We start from the raw sequence: 24,199 nt of genomic DNA, 5'->3' as shown, positions 1-24,199 counted from the left end.
GCTCGAACACACCCCAGAAACGACGAAAGCCTCGGCCGATCCGAAGATCAGCCGAGGACTCGTCAATTGCCCCTGGGATATCCCAAGAACAGTTGAAGAGGCACCTGGCGGGGCATCAGCGTTCGTGTCACTGCTGGATCCAAGCGTCGGATATCGGCGCGGATTCGGCCGACGACCGTGCCTGTCCGAAGCCACGGCGAACGACAGGTCTTCGTAGTCGCGGTGTCGGCGCGTCCGTCATGCACCGCTGCCGTGTGATGTGTCGACGAACACTCTCCGGGAGCGATGGAATTGACTAGGCCCCTGGATCGGGGTGCTAATCAACTTCCTGGCTGCCATCCTGGGCCGTGGCAGGCCGTTGCGTGGCTCGATCAGATGCCTCGGGGCGGACGCGTGCGTGTGAAGAACATGCCCGCCGAGCAACGGCTGGAGAGCTGTCCCCTTCTGGTGAGAGCAAGCAGAAGCAACTGGAAGTCTCGGTATAACGCTCCATATGCTGCAAGACAGGAAAAAATGCATGCGTAAGAATTTCCCGTTGGTCGCCGCGAGCCTTGTGGTGGCTTTCGGTATGGGGGTCGGGATGGCCTCGTCGGCCAGCGCGAGTAACCTCGGGTTCTATCAATCTCAGGCAGCGTGCCTTGGCGCCAAGGGCGCCAGGGTCAACCTTTACTGCGACTGGAGCCCCGGTGATGACGGCCGTGGCGTGTGGGTGCTCACCGACAGGTTCGGTGGCGGCTGACAGTGCCGAAGAAGAATTCCGTCCGAAGCCCTCGCATCATTACCTCAGAAGGACAGAGCACGTGTCATTGACCACCTACCGTTCGTGGGCAGTATCCCTGGGCATTGCAGCCGCGTTGGGCGGCGTGGCGGGTGCCGGCCCCGCTCTGGCGATCACCGCCCCGGCAGGCTCGGGCGCTCCGGGCAATGCTGCACCGGCCGCCTTGGTTCCCGTCGACTTCGTGAACCTGCCGACGCGGGCCCTTCCAGCAGCCGGGCAGTCGCACACGTTCGCGGTGACCTACCGCAACAACTCGACGGCCGACCAGACCGTGGCTCCTCAGATCCTGGTGGAGTCTCCGGATCACGGGCCCTTCCTGGCACCTGCGGACATCGAGGTCGACCGGCGGAACGCGGACGGTTCCTGCCAGGCAGCGCCCGTCGGGAGCCAGACCGGCACGCTGTTCACCGATCTCGCGGCTGCGCAGCGCATCTTGCGCCCGGGCCAGACCCTCACGCAGTGGTACCGGGTCACCGTGATCACCCCGGGCGCCGTGGGTACCATCCAGCCGCGGGTGGCCCTGTACGGCTGACCTCGCCTCGCGGCGGCTCTGCCCGCCACTCCGCCGCTGTGCATCCTGATGAGGCGCACAGCGCAGAGCCCGGCGCGCGTAGTGAAAGGCGTCCAGGAAGACGTAGGGAAAGACGGTGTGATCCAGCGGCCGTTCCTTGAACGCCACGAGTTCTTCGTCGAGTTCGCCGCAGATCCGCGACACCTCCGACTTCGAGATCCCGGAGTCCGCGCCGAGCGCTTTGACCAGGTCGTCCACGCTCCGCGTGGACACGCCGTGCACGTATGCCTCCATCACCACGGCGAACAGGGCGCGGTCGATCCGCCGGCGCCGTTCCAGCAGGGAGGAGAAGAACGATCCGGTCCGCACTTTCGGGATCTTCAGGTCCAGGTCGCCGGCCTGGGTGGTCAGAAGCCTGTCCCGGTGGCCGTTGCGCCAGGTCATGCGCTTGTCGCTGTGCTCGCCCGGGGCGGCACCGATCACGTCGGTGGCCTCGGCCTCGATGAGCTCCTGCAGGATGCGCTCGCACACCACCCTGATTGCCTCAGCTCCATCGGCCCGACGTAGTGACTCCAGCAGCCGCATCAGCTCAGACTGGGACAAGGCCATCGCGTGCTTCCTCCGGTCGAACTGCCCGTTCACCAGGGAGACTTGCGCGATGGCCTGCCCTTGCTCAGGGAGCATGCACAGTCAGCAGATGCACGCCCCGAGCAGACACCCGCGCGTTCCGGGTACCAGCCCGGCTACACCACTTCTTGGGACGCGATCGAGCGGCAGCGCTGACAGACCTCAGTACGTACTGGCCCCTGCCCGTGAGCCGGCCTTGTCAGGCGCCGTTCCGGGCCCGCTGACCTGCCGGGAGCGTGAAGTGGCGGCGCTGGTGGCCAAGGGTCTGAGCAACCGGCAGATCGCCTCCACACTCACGCTCTCGCCGCGTACTGCCGACCGGCACGTCCAGAACATCCTCGGCAAACTCGGCTTCGGCTCCCGCGCTCAGATCGCTTCCTGGTGGTCCGCGAACCCGCTACCCACTCAGTAGTAGCCCGATACCCACTTTCCAAGCTGCCGCCCCTTGGGTAGAAGTGCGTATCGCGCAGGCGGCGGCTGCCAGCGATGCTCCTTGCATCGATATCCGCTCCGACGGCCTCGGACGCCGCGCACAGCCCGGGCTTCAGCCACTGACCACGTATGGAGCCGGAACCCGCCTGCCGGTAGGTGCGCACACTCCCGGACTCCGGCGTGGCCCGAAGACGCAGCGCCTCACACGCGGCGAAGCGGACGCCCGCAGGCCGTCGCACCACACCGCTGTGCACCAGTGTGGAAGTTCCTCTGTGGGAGGAAAGCATGCGAAGAAGGAACGTGGCCAGGGCCGCGCGTACCCGCATCCGGGCCGCGCTTGGTCGCGGCCCGGCACGGTCGGGCGGCTCGCCGCGTCGTCGACGGATCATCGCCAGCATCGGCGGCGCCCTGTCCGTCGCGCTGGCGGCCGCCGGGCTGACGCTCAGCACCACTGCGCCGGCTCAGGCCAGCGTCACCGACGGCCTGCTGCTGTGGTACAAGCTCAACTCCACGACAGCCGCGAACGCGGCCGACTCCTCGGGCCACGACAACAACGGCTGGATCTTTGGTTCCGTGGACTGGCGTGGCGACGAAGGGCTGGCCTTCAACGGCACCGACACCTACATCAAGATGCCCGACAACCTCATGGCCGGGCTGAACTCGATCACGGTCGCTTTCGACGTGTGGATCGATCCGACCATGGGCAAGCCCTACTTCCTGTACGGGCTGGGCAACACCAGCAACGGCAACGGCAACGGCTATCTGTTCTCCACCGGCAACCAGTTCCGCGCCGGCGTCACGCTCAGCGACTGGCCCAACGAGCAGAACACCAAGCCGGACTACTCGTACCAGCTGGACCGAGGCATGTGGAAGCACGTCGCCTACACCCAGACCGGCACCACCGGCATCCTGTACGAAGACGGCGTCGAGATGGCCCGCAACACCGGCGTGACCATCACCCCGGGCTCCATCGGCAACGGGACGACAACCGCGGACTACATCGGCCGGTCGCTGTATTCGTCGGACAAGTACTTCAAGGGCCGGATGCGCGACTTCCGCATCTACAACCGGGCCCTGGCCAAGAACGAGGTGGGCGAACTGGCCAACTACCGGGAAGTGGAGTGGGAACAGCTGCAGGCCCTCGCCGATAACAACGGCGCACTGTCCCTCTTCAAATCCGACGTCAGTTCAGAGGGCGCAAACGGGGCGCAAATGATGTTCCCCGCGGACTTCCCGGACAGCAAGTTCTGTGCCAGCTGCCTGACGCCCCCCACGGGGTGGAAGTCCGACTACGGGATCACCCCCTCGCAGTGGCCTCAGCCGGAGATCATGCAGCGAAGCCAGTTCACCCAGCAGCAGATCAACGACATCGAGGACGCGGTCGTCGCCCAGGTGCAACCCACCTCGCTGACCCTGGTCCGCGACACCACCTACCGGCTGATCTACTTCTACGACGGCAAGAGCGACCGCGTCGTGGTGCAGACCGACGCGCCCACATCGGTCACCGACCCGCTGAAGACGGCCTACCCCGGCAAGGTCACGATCCAGACGCCCCCGAACACCGCACCAGCGGACAAGTGCACTTCGGACAGCCGGACCGCGGGCGAGGTATCGGAACTCGCCCCCATCCCGGCTGCGGGCCCGAACAGTGACCGTGCGGATCTGCAGTGGCAGCAGGTGCTGGCCCTGCGCGACTACAACTGTGCCTTGGCCGCGTACGACGACCCCAGCATCGGGCCGGTCCTGGTCTTCCCCTCGGACCGCACCGACCTCACCGTGACCAACCCCCCGGACTGGACGTCCCCCTTCGAGGACGAACCCGCGGCGTGGCCGAAGCCGACCACCAAGAAGAGCGCTCAGTTCACCCTCGCCCAGATCCGACAGATCCAGACCGCGGTCCTTGATCAGCTGTCACCTGAAGCTGCCGACGACGGCGCTGCGTCGTACAGCGTGTCGTTCTACTACGACGGCCAGTCCGACCGGGTGGTGGTGGAGACCGACGCGCCGACCTCGGCCACGGATTCGCTCGTGACCGCATATCCCGACCAGCTCACCGTCAAGACGTACACGCAGCCCACAGCCGGCGCTGCAGAAGCCGAACAGTCCGTGGGTTAGGGCGATGACGATCAGGACCATCCGCACCGCCTGGCAGCGGGGCAGGAAAGGACAATCGATGAGACTTCGCCTCTTCAGGGCGCACTGCAGCACGCATCGGAGAAACAAGAGAATTCCCAGCATCATGGTCGCAGCCGCCATGATTGCAAGCACCCTCAGCGTGGTCCTCCTATGGGCGGCAGGCCCGGCCTCCGCCCTGGTTGAGGACTTCAATCCCGCCAACTGGAACATGCAAGGCGCCCAGAACGCACAGGACAACAAGTGGCAGTCCGGCGTCCGCGCCCTGATCAACGCCGGTCACGACGTGATCGCCCTGCAGGAAGCCGGCCAAGTGCCCGCCTCCGCAGGACACCTGGACGCTCAGGGCAACTGGGCCGCCGGCCCGCTGCACACCTTTGGAGGCGGGACCGGGCCCAATGACCAACCATGGCTCCGGAATCTGAATAATAACCAGGGCTATACGGTGCAGGAGTACCAATGGCGACCCAGCGGAAGTCGTGGCCCGCTCTTCTACATCTACTTCATGCAAACGGACTTCGGTGCCAACCGGGTCAACCTTGCCATCGCTACCAGCCATAGGGCAGACGCAGTCAACGTCGCCCGACCCGGCTGGGTCGGCACCAACGGAACCTCCACCCGGCCAGCCTTGGGAATCAGAATCAACAACACGTATTTCTGGAGCGTTCACGCATCAGCCAGGAGGGGATACGACGCCAGTCAGTTGCTCGAGAACATCGATGACGCCTCGGGTAATCGCCCGTGGGCCGCATTGGGTGACTACAACCGCGAGCCCCAGAACCTGGCAGTCGGGCAGAACATGCACATCTACCGGACTGGACAGGCCACCCACTACGGCGGGAATGGAAACAACCACGAACTCGACTACATGGTCACGAACGAAGTGATCCCGACCTACACCCCCGGTACCTCAGACCTCGGCTCCGACCACCGCGCCGTCTACTACTACACCATGCGCGCCAACGCAGACATACAAATCCGCGTGCCCCACGACGGCAACCAACTGATCGGTAAAGTAAGTGGAGCAGTTCCCGTAGGGGGCGGGGCAAATGTGGGTGTCTGGCCGGCCACAGAGGAACGGCTCGATACCCTTTGGCACCTGATCGAAGTTCCCGATCTCCCCGGCTACTACAACGTTGTGAACAACGAATTGAGCTCTACCGGCAAGAAACAGTGCTGGAACGCATCCCAGCCAACGCTGACTGTGACAGACTGCAACTCCACCAGCAGTCAGATCTTCCAACTCGCCCACTGGACGGACAACGGACAGATCGCGTTCCGTCCGTACGGCAAAACCACCTGTGTCGGAGATGACGCCAACAGAGGAGTGGCCACTCCTCTGTTGACCACAGCCAGCTGCAGTAAGGGCGAGGCTCGTCTCAACGGATTGTTCAAGCAGGATCCCGGCGAAGGCGCGACGCCTATCCGCAGGTCATTCCTGCTCTCGCTACCAACATCCACTTTCCCGCAACCGGCATCCACGTTCACGGTCGCGGCCGACGGCTCCGCCCAGTACCGCACCGTGCAGGACGCGATCAACGCTGTTCCCGCGGACGGCGCGCCGCACACCATCGTCATCAACAAGGGCACCTACAACGAGGTCGTCACCGTCCCGAAGACCCTGCCCAACCTGATCATCAGAGGTGCCACCGGCAAAGCCGCAGACGTCGTCATCAAGTACGACAGGTGCCACGGGTATCTCAAGCCCGACGGCACGAAGTACGGCACCGAGGGCAGCGCCGTGGCCAGCTTCAAGGCGCCCGACCTGAGGGTCGAGGCCCTCACGATCCAGAACACCTTCGATCCCAACGCCCACCCGGAGATCAGCCCCTTCGAGACCCAGGCCGTCGCGCTGGCCGCCACGGGTGACCGGCAGGTCTACACCAACCTCCGCCTCATCAGCACGCAGGACACCGTGCTCGCCAAGTCGCCGGTCGCCACAGACCAGACCCGGCAGTACTTCCGCAGCGACTACATCGCGGGCAACACCGACTTCCTGTTCGGCAACGCCACCGCGGTGTTCGACCGGTCCACCTTGCATGTCTGGCCCAAGGTCGGCGGCACGATCGTGGCGCCGAACACCGACCAGGCGAAGAAATACGGACTCCTCATCACCAACAGCAAGGTGATGTCCTCGGCCGCGGCGAACACGTTTTACCTCGGTCGGCCGTGGCACAACACGACAACCGCCCAACCACAGGCGGTGATCCGGGACACCGAACTGCCCGCCGGGATCACGACGGCACAACCCTGGACCAATATGACCACCGACTACACCTGGCAGCAGGCGCGGTTCAAGGAGTACCACAACTACGGCACCGGCGCCGGCGTGAACTCCAACCGACCGCAGCTCACCGACGCCCAGGCCGGGGACTACACGGCCCAGAAATACCTGGCCGGCACCGACGGATGGAACCCGGTCTGGTGACCGCAGCAGCGCCCGTCTTCGCGGCGCGGTGAACTATGGCGGAGCCGGGGCGACATGATCGTCCCGGCTCCGCTCTACTGTCACCGGCGAATGGAGGGCAGCAGCGATTCCGTGGGCTGTCGCCCGTGGGCGCGATTGCCCCTCGGCTGCCGATCGGATGATGGGGCGGCGCAAGAAACGGGTGCTGCGGGGTGAGCGTGTCGGCCCGGCCGGTCCCCGCGTTACGGCCGAGCGGCACCTGTACGAGACGGTCGCCAGGGCGACACACCGTGGCGATCCCGCCCTTGCGCTGTTGGTAGTGCCAGAGGGCAAGCGCGTGTCAGAGCTGGAGCGGCTGCATGCCGCCGGTGGAGCCAATGTATTCGACGCCTTCACGCTGCGGCCTACTCCCGCACACACTCGTCGTCAACAAACCGCCGCTAGCCACACACCCGCCTATACCGCACATTCTCAACGTGAGCCCGCCACTGTCTCTCCGTCAGATCCCCCTTCACCCGCCCGCACACCACAGTCACCGCTCGCTGCGGATCCACGACATACCGTTGGAGCGGGACATGCAGGCTGCCCGCGTACAGGGTGCCGCTGTCGGGGCTGAAGGCCAGGGTCGCGATGGCGTCCCCGGGAGTGGGGAGGCGGTCGCCGAGTGGCTGTTGGGTCGCGACGTCCCACAGCTGGACGCTGCCCGAGTCGCCGCCCACCGCCAGCGTGCGGCCGTCGGGGCTGAGAGCGAGGGCGCTGACCCCGTCCCGGACGTCTTGGAGAGGAGGGGGGAAAACGTTCGCGAGGATGCCCGCGCGCTCGCGCACCGTCCCGTCCCACAGCGCCACCCTGCCGGTCCGATCACCCGCAGCCAGCTGCGAGCCGTCGGAGGCGAAGGCGAGGGCCGTGGTTAAGTCGCCTTGGACGAGGTCATGCGTGTCGATCGGGCCGGCGGGCAGGGCAGCGGTGTGGTTATCGGCGACAAGCAGTCGGCCGTCGGGACGGACAGCCAAGTGGTTGCCCACTAGCCCTTGTATATGAGAGGGGGCAGTGAGCAGGGTGGTCCTGCGGTGGCGGGCGGTGTCCCACGCTTCGGTGCTCTGCTCCAAGCGGTTCGGTATGCGCGTGACGCACAGGGTGCGGCCGCCGGGGCCGAGGGCCAGAGCCTCGATCGAGGAATCCGCTGCCCCGGGGGCCAGGTCCAACGTGGTGCGGGCTCGGTTCTTGGACAGGTCCCAGACGGTGAACCGCTGGGGCGCGACACGGCCGTCCGTGGCGACGACACCGTAGGCGAACGCGGTGCCGTCGGGGCTGAACGCCATCAGGGGCCGGCTTCCGTGCGGGGCGGGCAGCGAGCGTTCCCGGGACAAGGGGAGCGGCTGGGACGGCAGCGTGCGCACTACGTGCCCGTCGCGCGTGTCGCGTAACTCGAAGCGGTAATGGTTGCCCACGCGTGTGGCGGTGGCCAGGGTGCGGGCGTCAGGGCTGAGAAGGACGCCGGCCAGGGGGCGGTCGCGCCAGGCCGGGGTGACTGCCGTCGCGGTGTCAAGGGAGTGGACCGTGCCTCCTTCGATGTAGCGCAGGACCGGGCGGGCGGGGTCCCAGGCGAGCGGGTACGCCTGCTGGTTGGTCAGGGAGTACCGGAGTACGGGGGAAGCGGGATTCGACAGCCGCCACACTCGGATCTCGTCGTAGCCGAGGGTCGCCAGGAAGGCGCCCTTCCTGCCGAGGGCTAAGTTCCGCCGGCCCGGATCGGCGATGTCGGCCACCTGGCGACCTGTGCGGGTGTCCCACACGCGGACCCCGGTCGGCGTCATGACGGCGAACCGATCGCCGCCCTCACTGCGGCTGCCGAACCACACTGTGGAATCGTTGTAGCAGACGCCGTGGGCCCGCTCCCAGGCGCCGGACAGGACACGCCGCGACCCGATCTCCCAGATTTGCGGCGGGCGTCCGGCGGGGCAGACAGCCACCAGTCGGCCGTCTCCGCTGGGGGTCACGATGGGCCTGTCTCCCACCCCCCGGATCTCGAACAGCAGGCGCCCGTTGGCGACTGAACGCATCTGCACCAAGTCGTTGCCTACCACCAGATAACTGCGGCTGTCTGCGCCGAAGGTGACGAAGTGGTCGGCCGGGACCTGTAGTCCGCCCGTCCAGCGGTCCGTCGCTGTGTCCCACAGGCGCCAGCCGTCGCCCATGTCCACCGCCAGCACCCGGCCGTCGACAGAGGCATCGACCACTCGTTCCCCCGCGGGCACCCGGCCCGAGGCGGTCTGTCGGTGCGTGGCCACGTCCCAGGTCCGCCAGCTACGCCCCTTGAAGCTGATCAGGGTGCGGCCGGAGTCGGCGAGGGAGCGGAGCGAGCCGTCTCCTTGCGGAGGGGTGAAGATGTCTTGCTCGCGCTGGACCAGGGAGCCGAGCAGGGCGCGTCGGGACTCGGACAGCGGGGAGATCCGCCAGGACGCGACGCCGAGGAGCATCGCGGTTCGCGGGTCGGTAGTGCGCAGAGCGCCAGCGACGGCGGCGACCCGGCGGGCGGCGGTGTCGGTGCGCTGCCGCTCGTTGTCGCGGGCCTGGTTCCGGGCGGTCAGACCAACTATCAGGGCCACCGCAAGGACGATGCTGAGCGCAGCGATGAGGAAGCGGGATCGTCGGGCGGTTCGGACGGCGGCCCTTCGCTCCGCCTCACGGGCATCGAGTGCTGCGGTGAGGAAAGCCCGCTCCGGCGTCGTCAGCGTGCCGTCATCCGTGAACAGTTCCTCTGCACCGGCCAACCTGCTGCCCCGGTACAACGCCTCGGGCTCGCAGTTGTGCTCCAGCCATACGCGGGCAGCCTCGGTCAGGTTCCGGTGGTGACGCAGCCGTTCGCGGTTTTCCTCGATCCAGCCGGTCAAGCGCGGCCAACTGCTGATCAGCGCTTCGTGGGCGAGCTGGACGGCGTCCTCGTCGACGATTATGAGGCGGGCGCGGGCCAACCGTTCGACCACCACCGGCACCGCGCGGTCCGACCACTGAGCCAGTTCCCTGCTGGTGAGCGGGCGCCGGGTGTCGGCTGTGCCTCGGCCCGGCTCGACCATCCGCAGCAGTAACTGCCGGGCGACCCGCGCCTGGTCGGGGGACAGCTGCCCGTACACATCCTCCGCCGTCGCGGCGATCGCGCCGCGCACCCCGCCGGCCGCCTCGTACGCGGCCAGGGTAAGCATCCGGCCCTTACGGCGCTGCCAGGTCTCCAGCAGGGCGTGGGAGAGCATCGGCAGCGCACCGGGCTGGTCCACGACATCCTTGACGATCCGCGTGGTCAACTCCCGCTCCACCAGCAGCCCGACTGCCTGCGCTGGTCTGACGATCACTTCGCGCAGCTCGTCCGCCGTCATCGGACCGAGGAGGAGCCCGGCGCCGAAAAGAGCGTCCGCAAGATCTCGATGCTCGGCGCACCGGGCGTGGAAGTCCGCCCGTACCGCGACGAGCACACGTAGTCGGCTGTCCGGGGCACGGGCGGCCAGGAGCAGGTCGATGAAGCGCTGGCGCTCGACGCGGTCCCGGCACAGGGTGAAGACCTCCTCGAACTGGTCCACCACGATCCAGCTCTCCGGTTCGCCCTCGGCTGGGGTGAGCAGGTGCCCGTATGTCTCGGCGGGTCGTGCCCCGGGGGTGAGTAGCCGCAGCACCGCCGGACGGCTCCGGTGGGCAGACTCCTCTCGAAGGCGGGGAATCACCCCAGCCCGCAGCAGTGAGGACTTGCCGCCGCCCGAGGGGCCGAACAGCACCGCGAACCGGTGCTCTCGCATCAGCTCCCGTAGTTCCTCCACCATACGGCCCCGGCCGAAGAACAGCTCGTGGTCGTCCAACTCGAAGCGTGCCAGACCGCGGTACGGCGGAGTGGTATCCCCGTTGTTCTCGCGGACCGTCCCGGCGTCAGCCGCCTCTGCCTCCTTCCACCTCGCCTCCCACTCCCCGGGATCGCCGCCGCAGGCAAGTGCGTACGCCCGGACGACGGCCAGGGAGGGCAGCCGCTCCCCGGCCGCAGCCTGCGAGAGCGTGCTCGCTGAGAAGCCGGCCCTCTGGGCCATGGCCCGATACGACGGGCTGCCTTTGGCACGGCGCAGCTCCCGCAGGTCGTGGGCGAGCCGCTGGACGGGCCCGGCTTGAGGGTCCAAGGGTCTTTCAGGACGGCCCACGGGCCTGACCTCCCATCACTAGCCGCTACGCCTTCGACGTGGGCGACTGATCCGACGACAACGCTGACTGGCAATCAAATGGCCACCGTACATGGGGAGTTGTCGACAGCGAGGCGGCATGCCGCCGAACAATCCGGTAGCCGACGGGGATTGATCGTCCTGATCAAAGGGGGCTGTCAATCAACTCCTCACAGGCCAGCCTAGGTACCACCCCGCCGGATTCCTGGCATGACCACGCCAGGCTCCGGGCAGACCGAACTACTGGAGACCCCGCATGTTGCAGGCACGCAAGATCAAGAGACGCTCCCGCCTCGCCAAGGCCGCCCTCGCCTTCGGCAGCACTGTCGCGCTGACCGTCGGTCTGGCGGGCAGCGCGGCGGCTGCTCCCAACCTGAGTCCCCTGCCTTGGAGCGCCACCTCCTTTCAGACGACGTTCATGCCGTACTTCGACTACGACTCCGACGGCTGTTTCCCGGCGTCCGCCATCGACATGTGGGGCAACGTCAACGGTGGCCTCAAGCCGACCGGGGCGGTGGGCGGCGGCTGCCGGACCGACCACCTCGCCAACGCCAATACCTACGGGCGGGCCAAATGCAACAACGGCTGGTGCGGGATCCTCTACGGCATGTACTTCGAGAAGGACCAGGTCTCGCCCGGCATCGGGCATCGTCACGACTGGGAGAGCGTCGTGGTGTGGGTGAGACAGGGTGCATCCAAGCCCTCGTATCTGGCCGCTTCCCGTCACGGCGGCTTCAGCGTCCACCCGGTGAACGAGGTGCCGATGGATGGTGTGCATGTCAAGATCGTCTATCACAAGGACGGCGCGGGCTCGCACGCATTCCGCTTCGCGAAGTGGGATGAAAGGCCGGAAGCCTGGGGGCCCAACGGGGGATGGGACACGCCGGCCCTGGTCAGCTGGGACCACTTCCCGAGGAGCAACGATCCCAGTAAGAACCTCCAGGACCTTCTGAACAGGAAGGATTGGGGCGACAGGGTCAACTGCCCGGTTCAGGACTCCAAGTTCAACGGTGAGCTCAATAAGGCCAAGCCAGGCGGAATCCCGTTCAATCCTTGGGCCTGACAGGCCACGGCCCGTCACCATCAGCCGCCGGTGGGACATTCCCCTGTCCCACCGGCGGCTCAGGTCGGCCCAGCCCGACAGCTATGCGTCTGAAGCCGCAGCTACCACTGAACGCCAGGCATCCCTCGCACCGAACCGAGGCCATTGCCTCTCAACTCGCGAGCTCAGGCTTGAGTTTGAGGGCCTGTACCGTGTCCCGGCTTCTGTCACCACTGGTCCCGCCCGCCTTCCAGCCGTCACCCACACCGGATGGGAACCCTGACCGCGAAGCAGCGGGCCATGTGATCACCGCCCCCAGGCAGGACGAGGTGTACGCCTGACTGGGCACCGTCCTGTAACCGTTGCCCACCGCACAACCACCTTCCCGCTCCCGACGAAAGGGCCCCACTCCATGTCCCGTCGTACCGTTCTCACCCTCGCGTCGGCGCTCGCGTTCGGCGCCGGACTCGCCGTGCTCCCCTCCCCGGCGCACGCGGCCACCGTGGTCGTCAGCAACTCCACCGACCTCGCGAACGCCGTCAAGAACGCCACCGCCGGGACGGTCATCCAGGTGCGCGGCGGCACCTACTACCCGACGGCCACCCTCCAGTCCACGAAGAGCGGCACCTCCTCCAGCCCGGTCACGCTCACCGCGTACGGCTCGGAGACCGTGAAGATCGACGGCGGGAGCCTCCCCGACGGCGACTGGATTTTCAAGCTGACCGCCGACTACTGGAACGTCTCCAACATCACTTTCCAGAACTCCCCGGACAGCGCGGTCGTCTGCCAGTCCTGCACCGGCACCAACTGGAACAACATCAAGACCATCAACGGCGGTGACTCCGGCTTCACCCTCACTGGAGACGGGACGGTCAACAACACCGTCCGAAACCTCGACTCCTACGGCCACTACGACCCCGCCAACCACGGCGAGAACGCCGACGGCCTCGCCATCAAGTTCGGCTCGGGCACGGGCAACCTGGTCACCGGTGCGCGCCTCTACAACAACTCCGACGACGGCCTGGACTTCTGGTCGTTCTCCTCGCCGGTGACCATCGAGCACACCTGGGCCATGGGCAACGGCAAGAACCGCTGGGGCGACTCCGCCTTCGCGGGCGACGGCAACGGCTACAAGCTGGGCGGCGACGGCGAAGTCGTCGCGCACGTCGTCAACAACTCCGCCGCCTGGGACAACGCCGGCAACGGCTTCACCGAGAACTCCAACAAGGGCGCCATAGTCATCAACCGCACCACCGCCTACGCCAACGCCAAGTGGGGCTACTACTTCGCCACCGGCGCGGCCCGGCTCGGCAAGAATCTGGCGGTGAGCAACGGCTCCGGCTCGGTGAAGAAGGGATCTTCGGTGGTCTCGGCCGGCAACAACTGGGACGGCGGCATCGGTACGCCCGCGTTCAGGTCGACGGATGCCTCCAGCACGTACAAGGCCCGTCAGGCGAACGGCGCGCTGCCCGCCACCGCCTTCCTGACCACGGGCAGCAGCACCATCGGCGCGACCATGAACTGACCTGCAGCCCGCCCGCCTTCCGGGGCGCTTGCCCCGTCGGCCCGGCCCCGTGCGGCGCTTCCTGCCGACCTCATCGACCGCGTCATGACCGGCCGGATTGAGCGACGTGCCATCAAGATGCTCCAGCGCCCCTTAAAACGGCCGAGCCGCCTTTCCAGCGCAGCCGCTGCCGGTAACCGCCCAATGGTCATTAGTACTCCAGCAGCACTTCGCTGTTTTCCCTGGTCAGGGGGGCTTGGGTGAGTGTACTGGGCTGGACTCCGGTCCATGTTCCCTTTCCCGGGCTGCCCCTCGATCGTGTGCAGCCGCCGGCCGGGCCACACTCCACCGGAGCCGTGGTCTCCCTTGCCGCCGGCCCCGGCGGGCGCACCTTGTACGTCGGTCGACCACCGGCCATCGGCACGGTGGTCGACGAAGCATGGGACACCACCGCGGGCCGCAGGACAACCGTCCTAGCCGGCCTCACCAGCATCCACTTGGCTGCCCGTCCAGACGGCCGCCTCCTCATCGGAGACAACCGCATCGCCCGCCTTCCCTCCGGGACAGTCACCGGGCAGGGCCTCCAGAACGAACAGGTCGGCGCGCTCGCCTTCAGCAGCGACGGCTCCCGCCTGGCAGTGGGCGACCGAACCGGTCGTGTCGCCCTGTGGGACGGCACAGTGCGCCACCGCACGGGTGTCCTGCGGAACGTATTCCCCTCCCCGCTCGGCGACGACCACCCGGAAGCGGTCAGCGCACTCGCCATCAGCCCCAACAACAGCACGCTGGCCGTCGGCGGGGACACCGGCACGCTCCAGCTCTGGGACATCGCCACCCAGCAGCCACTCGGCGGCCCGATCACCATCCCCGGGGAAGGCATCCAGACGCTCGCCTTCAGCCGCGACAGCGGAACGCTGTACGCAGGCAGCCCCCATGTCCCGCTCCAGCACTACACGATCGCAACCGACAAGGCCGTCACCCAGGTCTGCGCCCGTGCCCACGGCGATCTGACACGGACCAAGTGGAATGTGCTCGGTCCGGACGAAACGTACCGAAAGGTCTGCAGCTGGAAGAGTCGTGAAACTTGAAGTCGCGCCAACTTGCCCTGTTTCTTGGGCACTTGCTGGCACCACTTCCCGGCTCGGGAGGCTCCCCGGCACGCAGTGTTCCGTTACGGGACGCACCCGCGTCTATTCGGCATTTGCCGCGCGTAGGCCCCAGCGCTGCAGGGAAGCGCGCTGGGATCACCGCCCCTCTTCGTACCGGTTGCGAACCGCCTCCCAGTAGGGCTGGTCGAGGACCGCGTCGAGTTCGTCCGGGTACTTGCTGGGGTGGGCGAGATAGAACTCGGGGGAGAGTTTCCGCTTGTCGAGAAGCTCTCGGTACAGCGTCTCCATCGCCTGGTGGGCTGCGAGGAGGGTGTCGGCGCTGTGCAGGATTGCCTTGACGCCGACCTCGTCCAGATCCAGGCTCTCGGAGTGGGCGCCGCCGAAGGCGAACACCCTGCCGGGCAGTTCCTTGCAGTAGCGCGAGAGGTCTTCGATCTCGCAGTCGACGGGGATCACGTAATCGGCACCGGCCGCCAGATATGCCTCGAAGCGGCGCATGGTCGCCCCCGGCCCCTCCATACGGCTGGCCTCGGAGCGAGCAACCAGGATGAAATCCGGGTCCTCCTTCGCCTCACAGGCGGCCCGGACCCTGGCGGCAGCCTGCTGAACCGGGTAGAGCTCACGTCCATCCTCATAGCAGGACTGTTTGGGGAAGACCTGATCCTCGACGACGACCCCGGCCACACCCGCGCGCTGAAAGGATTGAATGGTGTGGATCAGATTGGTGACAGGGCCGAAGCCCTGGTCGACATCGCAGATCAGGGGGATGTCCACGGCATTTACGACGTTGCGCGCGACGCCGAGGAAGTCGGTCATGCTGCTGAAGCTCCAGTCGGGCTTCGCGTTGACGACCGCGCTCACCGCGTAACCGCTCATGAACAAGGCCTCGAAGCCGATCGATTCGGCCAGCTTGGCCGAGAAGGCGTCGTGGACACCGGCTGCCAGGACGGCCGTGTCACCGTCCAGGAGTGCACGAAGCGTCTTCGAGTTCGAGTTGCTCATAAGTTCCTCCATGTTGGGACAAGCAGCCGGTCAGGCGGCCTACGCCCTCGAGTAAGGGCATAGGCCGCCATGCTGATCAGGCCTGGTCCCGGTGCGCTGGCCGACGACGAGCACTTACGGCCATTCGGGCCTGAGGGCAGACGTTGAGTTCGAAATCGGTGCCCAAGGGCCGACCGAGCGGACCGGGGCGACGGGCAGATCGGCGGTGCCGTGATGCCAGCAAGTGCCTGAGATGACGCCCACCACGAGTTAACGCTGGACGCCTGAGCCCGCCAAGGCCCGGCATGATGTGCGATCAGCGGCCGATGCCATGGCCGGTTCCCTCGTGGTCCACAGGGGTGCCGCAGCCCGAGGTCGATCGCGCTCGGCCGGCGTTTCGTCGGCCGAAGGGCTTCGGTACCTCGGATGGCACCGAGGCTGCACGACAATTGTGTGATCAGGGGAGTGGTGTGCCCGCCGATCGAGGGGAACGACGGTGGATCAGCACACCACCAACCGCGTTCATCCGGCTGGCACAGGAGCGTTCCGGCGGCCACGGATCAGCTTGCCGGGACGCGCGCTGGTGGGCTCGCCATGTTCGGCAATCACCTCGCCGGAGACGATGGTGGCGACGTAACCGTCGGCTCGTTGGTCCAGCCGCATCCCGCCAGCGGGCAGATCGTGCAGGACCTCAGGCTGGTGGAGCCGGAGGCCGTCGTAGTCGATGACGTTGAGATCCGCCTTGTAGCCCACCGCGATCCGGCCCCGGTCCTCCAGGCCTGCGACGCTCGCGGGCACCGAGGTCAGTTCACGGACAGCGGTCGGTATGGTGTACCGACCCGAGGCCCGGTCTCGTGTCCAGTGCGTCAGCACGAACGTCGGGAAGCTGGCGTCGCAGATCATGCCGTAGTGCGCACCGCCGTCTCCCAGACCCAGTACCACGTCGTCCCGGTGCAGCAACTCACCGACGGTGTCGAGGGAGTTGTTCAGGAAATTGCCCAGCGCCGAGAACAGCATCGCGTGCCCGTCCTGTGCGAGCAGACGGTCGTAGGCCTCTTCCGCCGGGCTGACCCCGTGGGCCTCCGCGAGAGCCAGGATGCTCCGCGAGCGATCCGGCTCGTAATTTGGCGTCTCCTCGTCGAAGGCGAACATCCATTCCCAGTTCAGCAGGTACAGCAGCGGATGCCCGTCGGTGGGCCCTTCGGCCAGGATCCGGGCGCGGACCTCGGGCTTGCGCATCTCGGCGACCCGCTCGTCCAGCGGAAGGTCCGCGATCTTCCGGTAACTCGGGTACGTCACGAACGGATTCGCCGACAACGCCAGCCCGAGGATCATCCCGATCGGCCGCGGGAACAACTGGGCCGAGATGGACACCCCCTTAGCCTGGTACTCCTCGCCCAGCGAGAGCACACCGGCCCAGTCGGTACGGCCGCCATTGTCGATGGGCAGGGTGTAGGTCACGTTCAGCCCGGTCGCGGCAGCGGCCTCGAACACCGGACGCATCGCGGCTTCGTAGTCGCCTTCGAGGGCGTCCGGCGCGGAGATCTGCATCAGTCCGCCGCCGGCGTCGGCGACCCCCGCGCCGATGGCCTGGAGTTCTTCACGCCCGGCCTGATAGCTGGGGATCTGGGCTCCGCTTTCGGTTCGGTGGAATCCGGTGTGCGACGAGGCGAAGCCCAGCGCCCCGACCTCGACGGCCTCGCGGGCCAGATCCCGCATCCTGGCCAGGTCCTCGGGCGTGGCGGGCTCCCGGTCGGCGCCTCGCTGCCCCATCACGTACACCCGCAGCGGGGAGTGCGGCAGCAGCGGCGCGACGTCGATGTCCCGACGCCGGGAGTCCACCGCGTCGAGGTACTGCGGGAACGTCTCCCAGTCCCAGGGCAGCCCCTCGACCATGACTACGCCTGGGATGTCCTCGACGCCGGCCATCACGTCCACGAGCACGTCGTGGTCCTCCGGGCGGCAGGGCGCGAAGCCCACTCCGCAGTTGCCCATGACGGCGGTGGTAACGCCGTGCCCGGATGAGGGGTTCAGGCGCTCGGACCATATCGCCTGCCCGTCGTAGTGCGTGTGCAAGTCGATGAAGCCGGGGGTCACCAGCAGACCGGTGGCGTCGATCTCCCGCGCCCCCGCGCCTTTGACCTCGCCCACCGCTGCGATCAGTCCATTGGATACGGCGACATCGCCGACGTACGGGTCTCCGCCCAGGCCGTCCACGATCGTGCCGCCACGAATGACTACCTGATATTCCATAGGGTGTAATAAATCACCGCCCTCGTCACCTCACAAGGGGTTGGGTCAAGGGAACTTCGTGCATGACATGCCCCAGACACGTCGACAGCGCCCCCTGCAGCAGCGTCGTAGTGCTGTCCAGCTGCGTCCCTGCGCCGAGTTGACCGGCCTATACGACGAGGGCACACCTTCAGTCGGCACGCAGGGCTCGTGTGTCGCGGACCGCTTCGCCGGGTCCAGCCGTGGCGCGGCCATGCACGGCAAGCGGTCCGGCTACCTCCCGGCGAGGATGCGGTCGGCGATGATCAGCGCCGCTGCCATGGTCGGGGCGTTGTTGTTGCCTGCGGTGAGGTGCGGGAACACCGACGCGTCGATCACACGCAGGCCCTCGACGCCGCGCACGCGCAGGTCGGCGTCGACAACGTCGTCATCCCCCGGCCCCATCGCGCAGGTGCCCAGGGAGTGGTATCCGGTCGCACCGCCCTGATGCGTGAGGTTGACCAGCGTCTCGTCGTCCTGCGCATGCTCACCTGGAAAGGTCTCCCGGATCAGGTGCTTGCCGAGCGGGGCTGCGGTCAGGACCTCCCTGGCCCGGCGGACACCGTGGGCGAGCGTGGCGCGGTCCTCCTCGGTGCTCAGGAACCCGGTGATCAGCTCGGGGGTCGCGGCCGGGTCGGGGGAGGTGATGTGGATGGAGCCGCGGCTGCTCGGACGCACGGGCATCATCAGCAGCATCAGGCCGGGGTCGTCGTTCGGGAAGAACGTCTTCTGGGGGTGCAGGTTCATCGCCACGAACATCGCGAAGATGTCCGGCCGGGGCTGGTCAGGAGTGCTCTTGAAGTAGCCCAGCGCGTTGTAGCCCCCGAACGAGATCACGCCCCGGCGCGTGAACAGGTACTTGACGCCGGCGCGGAACTGCTTGAACCGGGTGTTGACCTGGCCGTTGAAGCTCGGCGTGTCCGCGATGTCGTAGACGATGTTCATGCCCCGGTGCTCGCTCATGTTCTGGCCGACCTTCGGACTCTCCACCCGCACTGGCACGCCGGCGCTGGCGAGTATCTTGGGGTCGCCGATGCCGGAGCGCTCCAGGACGAGTGGGCTGTCAAGAGCGCCCGCGGCCAGCAGCACTTCGCGGCGGGCCCGGAACTCGGTTGTGCCACTCTTGGTACGGGCGCTCACGCCCACCGCCCGGCGCCCCTCGAGAATCACCTTGTCCACTTCGGCATGGGTGACGATGGTGAGGTTCGAGCGGCGCCGCGCGGGACGCAGAAAGGCGCGGTCGGCGCCGACCCTGAACCCGTTGCGGATGTTCGAGGCGGTGTAGCCCACGCGCTCGTCGTCGCTGCCATTTGGATCGTCTACGGTCGGGATGCCCAGTGAGCCCGCAGCCTGGAAGAACAGCTCCGCCGTCGGATCGTCGGGACGGGCCCGGGAGATGCGAATCGGCCCACCGGTGCCACGCAACTCGTTTGCGCCCAGCTCATGGTCCTCGAGCCGCTTGAACGCGTCGACGAACGCCTCCCAGTTCCAGCCCGGATTGCCGGCCGCCTCGATCGCGTCGTAGTCCTCCTTCCATCCTCGGTTCCACACCATCCCGTTGACCTCGGTGGAACCGCCGGTCATCCGGCCGCGTGTCCAGTGCTCGCGGATGCCGGGTTGCAGTTCCTCGGTTGGGAACGACTTGGTGAAGTGCTTGGCGATGCCGGGCGTGTACGCCGTGAAGAAGAACGACTTCGGCACCTGCGTGAGCAGGCGGAGGTTGCGCCCGCCCGCCTCCAACACAAGCACGCTGTGCCGGCCGCCGGCGGTCAGCCGCTCGGCCATGACACTGCCAGCCGCTCCAGCACCCACGATTACGTAGTCGTATTCGCGCTCGGACATGGGTGTGCCCTCCTTCGTCGCAGGGTCCTTTGTGAGAAGGCGAAAAAATATTACACTTGGTTTAATAAAAAGGAAGGGGTCGCGTGAAGCCCCCGTATCGGACTGGTCGGCCGACCCGATCGGTGAGGTGTGCGGGTGCAACGGGACGGTAGCGAGCGGGGTCGCAACCGGGAACCGGCGGCGATGGTGCCGCTTCGATCAGTGCAGGTGAGTCGCGGGCTGGGCGGTGGTGAGGGCCCGTGTATCGCCCGGAGTTCGCCTCCCGCCGGGGCCGCCACTGGTCGGCCTGGACTCCCATGGGTCATGCGCAAGCGGCGTGCGGGCCGTCCACTCCCTGGCCTTGTCCGTGCGGCAATACTACACTCGATGGAAAATATCGCTCGTCGATCCGGACGAGGATGCGGACGAAGGAGTCTGACCTTGGCAACCACGCAATCCCGCGAGATTATTCGCACGGTCAACCCTGCCACCGGCGAAACCCTCAACGAGCACCCCGTGCTCACGGATGAGGAGGCACTCGACCTGCTGGCCCGTGCCGACCGGGCGTTCCGCTCCTGGAAGCAGACCCCGCTGGAGCAGCGTGTGGAGCTGTTCCTCAAGGCCGGGCAACTCGCCGAGGAGCGCGCTGAGGCGTTCGCGAGGGAGTCGACCCTGGAGATGGGGCGCCCGCTGTCACACGGACTCGGTGAGGCTTCGGCCGTTCCGTCGGTGTTCCGGTACTACGCGGAGAACGCCAAGGAACTGCTCGCGGGCCGGCAACTGGACGTACCGAACTTCGGCCGGGCGTATGTGCGGCCTGAGCCGACCGGCGTAGTCCTGGGAATCGAACCGTGGAACGCGCCACTGATGCAGGCGATGCGCGCCGCGGTGCCGAACCTCATGCTCGGCAACACCGTGATTCTCAAGCCCTCCAGTGTCACCCCTGCCACGACCCTTCTCTTTGATGAGCTGTTCGCGGACGCCGGCTTCCCTGAGGACGTGTACCGGACGGCACTGCTGTCGTTCGACCAGATCTCCACGTTCATAGCGGACCCCCGCGTCCGGGGCGTCACCCTGACCGGCTCCAACAAGGCCGGTGAGATCGTCGGAGCGCAAGCCGGCCGAGCGGTCAAGCCCGCGGTGCTCGAACTCGGAGGGTCGGACGCATTCATCGTCCTCGATTCGGCCAACGTCCAGGCGGCCGTCGGCACCGCAGTCGCATGCCGTCTTGTCATCGGCGGCCAGGCCTGCACCTCGCCGAAGCGCATCATCGTCACCGAGGCGGTCGCGGACGAGTTCATCGCCGGCTTCACCGCCGGCTTCGCCGGCCAGACGGTCGGTGACCCCTTCGATCCGAAGACCACGGTAGGCCCGATGTCGACCGAGAAGGGTGCCGACGACCTGCAAGGCCTCTACGACGACGCGGTCGCCAAGGGTGCGACCGTGCTGGTGCCCGGTGGTCGTATGGATGGCCCCGGTGCGTTCTTCAAGCCCGCGGTGATTACGGACGTCACCCCCGAAATGCGTGTCTACCACGAGGAGGCCTTCGGACCGCTCGGTGTGATCTACCGGGTGCCCGACACCGACGCTGCGATCGCCCTCGCCAACGACTCCGTGTACGGACTCGGGGGGTCGGTTTTCGGTGCCGTCGACGACGCGATTGCGGTCGCCGAGCGCATCGACACCGGTTCGGTGGCCATCAACGCCTGGCTCGGCGGCCCCGTCGAGGTCCCCTTCGGGGGTACCAAGGCATCCGGTTTCGGTCGGGAACTCGGGCCCACCGCCATGGACGCCTTCGCCAACCACAAGGTTTACGCCATCACCTGACCTACTGTCCGGAACGACCCGGGTGACCGAGAGGGTTGGGCCGCACGGGTTAGCTGTGCGGGACCACCGCGACCTCCCGTTCACCCTTGTCGGGGTGTTCGGGCATTGCGGCAAGGCTGGGCTCATCCAGTACCTAAAAGCTGCTGGATGAGCCCAGGCCTGGCGTCCCGCAGGCGACGTGTGAAACGACGGGCGACTGTCTCGCAGCGAGGTAGCAGCTCGGTCCTCGCATATCTCCTGGCAAGGCCCGCATGCGCCGACATCAACTCGCGGTCACGTTGGGCGTCGGAAACGCAGAGCGAGGGTCAGCCCGATCGGCTCTCGTCCGGCTCCAGGCTGTCGACCAGGGCCAGGACGGAGGCTGTGGCGAGTGATGCCGCCATCGCGGCATCACCGCCGGCGTCCCGGTGGACCGCGATGGTGAAGTGCGGGCTGAAATGCGCGATCACTCCGGCCCGAAGCACGGGAGGCACGGCGTCGTCACGTCCGAGCGCCTGCCAGAGGTCCCGCACGATGGCTTCGTTGCGAGCCGCCCGGTAGCGGGTGATCTCGGCGGCGACCGTCGCGAGAGGCTCGGACAGATTCGGCCGGGCCAGCAGCTCCCAGACCAGGCGCCCGAACCTGACGTTGGCGCGGTGCACGGCCAGGTACAGCTCGGACAGCCATTCCCGCCAATCGGCGCCGTCACGCAGCGGCAGGCTCTCGTCGAACAGGGGCCTGGTGGCACGGATCGCCGCGACCACCAGCTCGTCACGAGTGGTGAAGTGCCGGAACACCGTACGCCTGCTCACCCCGGCGATCGTGGCGATCTCATCGACGGTGACGTCGAGGCCGTGCTCCGTGAGCCCCCGTAGAGCAGCCTGGGTGATGTGCTCCACTGTCGCCGACCGCTTCATTTCCGCCAGTCCTGTCATATGGAGACCTTACTTGACACTCATGAGTGTCACTGGTGGCATAGTTGAGTGACAAAGATGTCGAACGAGGAGCGACGAGATGGCGGACAAGATCACTTCGGCTTCGCCCTACCGGCGCAGCCCGCGTCAGCGGCGTCTGCAGCGGCTCGGCCACCGCATCGCGGAACGCCTGGCACCGCAGTTGTTCGCGATAGCCATGAACCCCCGCTGGGGTGGGTTGCTGAGCCGGAGGCCGTACCTGCCTACGCGGGCCATACGCCGGCTGCGCTCTCCCGCCCGGGCCTGGACCGAGCCGGTCCCGGCGCCGCCGGAGGAACTGCGCACCGTTCCCGGTATCCGGCTCGATCCCAAGGCACAGCAGCTCGCCTTCGAGCAGGCGCCGCTGCACGATTTCTTCCGGCTCCACGCCGACACACTGCGGACGTTGATGCCGAAGGCCACGATCATGGCGCCCCATGTGACCACCCTGGCGCGGGTGGAGACACCGACTGAAAACCTCAAGGAGCGCCAAGACATCGAGCCGACCCGGCCGCCGGTCTTGGTCGCACCCACGAAGCTCACCGCCCAGTTGAAGAAGAAGGCGGCTGAACTGGGCATCAGTGCGTGCGGAGTCGCCGTGCACGACCCCAAGTACACCTTCGCCGAGTATGTGGGCAATGCCGTGGGCGATCGCGTCGTCATCTGCATCCAGGAGCAGAATTTCGACGCCACCCAGCGCATCCCCAGTCACCGTTCGGAGGAGGCCGCCCTGTCCACCTATGGCGAACTGGAGGACCGGCTGGTCTCCCTTGCCGAGTGGCTCCGTGCTCAGGGATACCGAGCCCGTCCGGAGACCTACTTGAGTGAGTCGATGGTCATTCCCTACGCGGTCGCCGCGGGGCTGGGACAGTTGGGTCTCAACGGTCAGCTCCTGACCCCGTACGCCGGTTCACGATGCCGTATCAACATCCTGACCACCGACGCACCTCTGGACGTCGATGAACCAGTGGACTACGGCCTCGAAGGCGTCTGCGACCGATGCCAGATCTGTGTCCGGCGCTGCCCGGTCGGGGCGATCCCGAACCGGCGCAAAGAATCCCGCGGGGTCACCAAGGCCAAGTTGAACACCAAGCGGTGCCTGCCGCTGATGGTGCAGAGTTCCGGCTGCTCGATCTGCATGAAGACCTGTCCTGTCCAGCGCTACGGGCTGGCCGACGTCCTCGCCGAGTACGAGCGCAGCGGCCGCATCCTCGGCAAGGACACGGACGACTTGGAGGGCTTCGACTGGCCGATGGACGGCCGCCACTACGGCCCTGGCGAGAAACCCCACATTCCCGAATCAGTCACCCAGCCTCCGTCCTTCGCCTTCGACCCGGACCGCACGACACCGCCCGAAGGGCAGAGCAGCTTCTTGTCCTGAGTCGGCGGCCCCATGTACAACTCGCCCACCACTACCGGGTCCTGGCCACCCTCGCCTGCCTACAACCCTGGCGGGGTAGGTTTCGCGGTGGACAGGGTCGGCGCCGGCGGTGAGCGTGCGGTCGCGTCTGCATCGTGTGTCCCACCGCGGTGGCGTCGCCAGGAGAAGTCTCCGCTCCTGCGGGGGCGAAACGGATAGGGAGACTGGGGGACAGTCGGCCGATGACAGCGCAGTGGATTGTGCACTG

13 protein-coding genes and 2 pseudogenes are annotated in these 24,199 nt (G+C 66.9%); 9 read left to right on the top strand and 6 right to left on the bottom strand.

Annotated features, from left to right (window positions below; genetic code table 11):
- The first annotated feature begins 493 nt into the window (after positions 1 to 493).
- Complete coding sequence (locus ABZX85_RS44605) at positions 494 to 739, top strand: hypothetical protein (protein WP_355883095.1); 246 nt, start codon at positions 494 to 496, stop codon at positions 737 to 739.
- Positions 740 to 1,391: 652 nt separating this feature from the next.
- Here ABZX85_RS44605 and ABZX85_RS44600 read toward each other — a convergent pair.
- Positions 1,392 to 1,898, bottom strand: a pseudogene (locus ABZX85_RS44600) (transposase); the annotation flags it as partial.
- Positions 1,899 to 2,127: 229 nt separating this feature from the next.
- On the opposite strand from ABZX85_RS44600, the pseudogene ABZX85_RS44595 reads away from it, so the two are divergent.
- The 3 genes and pseudogenes from ABZX85_RS44595 to ABZX85_RS44585 form a co-directional block, all read left to right on the top strand.
- Positions 2,128 to 2,328: pseudogene (locus tag ABZX85_RS44595) on the top strand (helix-turn-helix transcriptional regulator); the annotation flags it as partial.
- A gap of 320 nt (positions 2,329 to 2,648) precedes the next feature.
- On the top strand, positions 2,649 to 4,463 hold the full coding sequence (locus ABZX85_RS44590) for a LamG domain-containing protein (protein WP_355883092.1): 1,815 nt from the start codon (positions 2,649 to 2,651) through the stop codon (positions 4,461 to 4,463).
- 124 nt (positions 4,464 to 4,587) lie between these two features.
- Positions 4,588 to 6,909: a pectinesterase family protein gene (locus tag ABZX85_RS44585; RefSeq protein WP_355883089.1), complete on the top strand. Its 2,322-nt coding sequence runs from the start codon at positions 4,588 to 4,590 to the stop codon at positions 6,907 to 6,909.
- Positions 6,910 to 7,328: 419 nt separating this feature from the next.
- Here the strand turns inward: ABZX85_RS44585 and ABZX85_RS44580 are convergent, their stop codons facing one another.
- The gene (locus tag ABZX85_RS44580) at positions 7,329 to 11,066 is read right to left on the bottom strand and encodes a hypothetical protein (protein ID WP_355883086.1); all 3,738 of its coding nucleotides are present in this window, start codon (positions 11,064 to 11,066) and stop codon (positions 7,329 to 7,331) included.
- A 274-nt stretch (positions 11,067 to 11,340) separates the two neighbouring features.
- Between ABZX85_RS44580 and ABZX85_RS44575 the strand changes: the two genes are divergently transcribed.
- From ABZX85_RS44575 to ABZX85_RS44565, 3 genes are all read left to right on the top strand, one after another.
- A complete protein-coding gene (locus tag ABZX85_RS44575; RefSeq protein ID WP_355883083.1) occupies positions 11,341 to 12,147 on the top strand; it encodes an NPP1 family protein in 807 nt (268 codons plus the stop codon).
- 391 nt (positions 12,148 to 12,538) lie between these two features.
- Complete coding sequence (locus ABZX85_RS44570; RefSeq protein WP_355883080.1) at positions 12,539 to 13,651, top strand: chondroitinase-B domain-containing protein; 1,113 nt, start codon at positions 12,539 to 12,541, stop codon at positions 13,649 to 13,651.
- A 239-nt stretch (positions 13,652 to 13,890) separates the two neighbouring features.
- The gene (locus ABZX85_RS44565; protein WP_355883077.1) at positions 13,891 to 14,718 is read left to right on the top strand and encodes a hypothetical protein; all 828 of its coding nucleotides are present in this window, start codon (positions 13,891 to 13,893) and stop codon (positions 14,716 to 14,718) included.
- 156 nt (positions 14,719 to 14,874) lie between these two features.
- On the opposite strand, the gene ABZX85_RS44560 is transcribed toward ABZX85_RS44565, so the two are convergent.
- The 3 genes from ABZX85_RS44560 to ABZX85_RS44550 all read right to left on the bottom strand — a co-directional run bounded on the left by ABZX85_RS44560 (position 14,875) and on the right by ABZX85_RS44550 (position 19,833).
- Positions 14,875 to 15,741 (bottom strand): isocitrate lyase/PEP mutase family protein, encoded by an 867-nt coding sequence (locus ABZX85_RS44560; protein WP_355883074.1) that lies wholly within the window; start codon positions 15,739 to 15,741, stop codon positions 14,875 to 14,877.
- Positions 15,742 to 16,242: 501 nt separating this feature from the next.
- Positions 16,243 to 17,973, bottom strand: coding sequence for an amidohydrolase family protein (locus ABZX85_RS44555; RefSeq protein WP_355883071.1), 1,731 nt, complete (start codon positions 17,971 to 17,973; stop codon positions 16,243 to 16,245).
- Positions 17,974 to 18,225: 252 nt separating this feature from the next.
- Positions 18,226 to 19,833, bottom strand: a complete 1,608-nt coding sequence (locus tag ABZX85_RS44550; protein ID WP_355883068.1) for a GMC family oxidoreductase N-terminal domain-containing protein — start codon at positions 19,831 to 19,833, stop codon at positions 18,226 to 18,228.
- A gap of 420 nt (positions 19,834 to 20,253) precedes the next feature.
- Between ABZX85_RS44550 and ABZX85_RS44545 the strand changes: the two genes are divergently transcribed.
- Positions 20,254 to 21,639 (top strand): aldehyde dehydrogenase family protein, encoded by a 1,386-nt coding sequence (locus tag ABZX85_RS44545; protein WP_355883065.1) that lies wholly within the window; start codon positions 20,254 to 20,256, stop codon positions 21,637 to 21,639.
- 305 nt (positions 21,640 to 21,944) lie between these two features.
- Here ABZX85_RS44545 and ABZX85_RS44540 read toward each other — a convergent pair whose 3' ends face one another.
- Positions 21,945 to 22,553: a TetR/AcrR family transcriptional regulator gene (locus ABZX85_RS44540; protein ID WP_355883062.1), complete on the bottom strand. Its 609-nt coding sequence runs from the start codon at positions 22,551 to 22,553 to the stop codon at positions 21,945 to 21,947.
- 79 nt (positions 22,554 to 22,632) lie between these two features.
- Between ABZX85_RS44540 and ABZX85_RS44535 the strand changes: the two genes are divergently transcribed.
- The gene (locus tag ABZX85_RS44535; RefSeq protein WP_355883060.1) at positions 22,633 to 23,952 is read left to right on the top strand and encodes a hypothetical protein; all 1,320 of its coding nucleotides are present in this window, start codon (positions 22,633 to 22,635) and stop codon (positions 23,950 to 23,952) included.
- The last annotated feature ends 247 nt before the right edge of the window (positions 23,953 to 24,199 follow it).

It is taken from the genome of Streptomyces sp. NPDC004539 (assembly GCF_040610055.1).
In the GTDB taxonomy this organism is placed as follows: Bacteria; Actinomycetota; Actinomycetes; order Streptomycetales; family Streptomycetaceae; genus Streptomyces.
The sequence above is the reverse complement of the archived record's forward strand: the minus strand, read 5'-3'. Positions and strand labels throughout refer to the sequence as shown.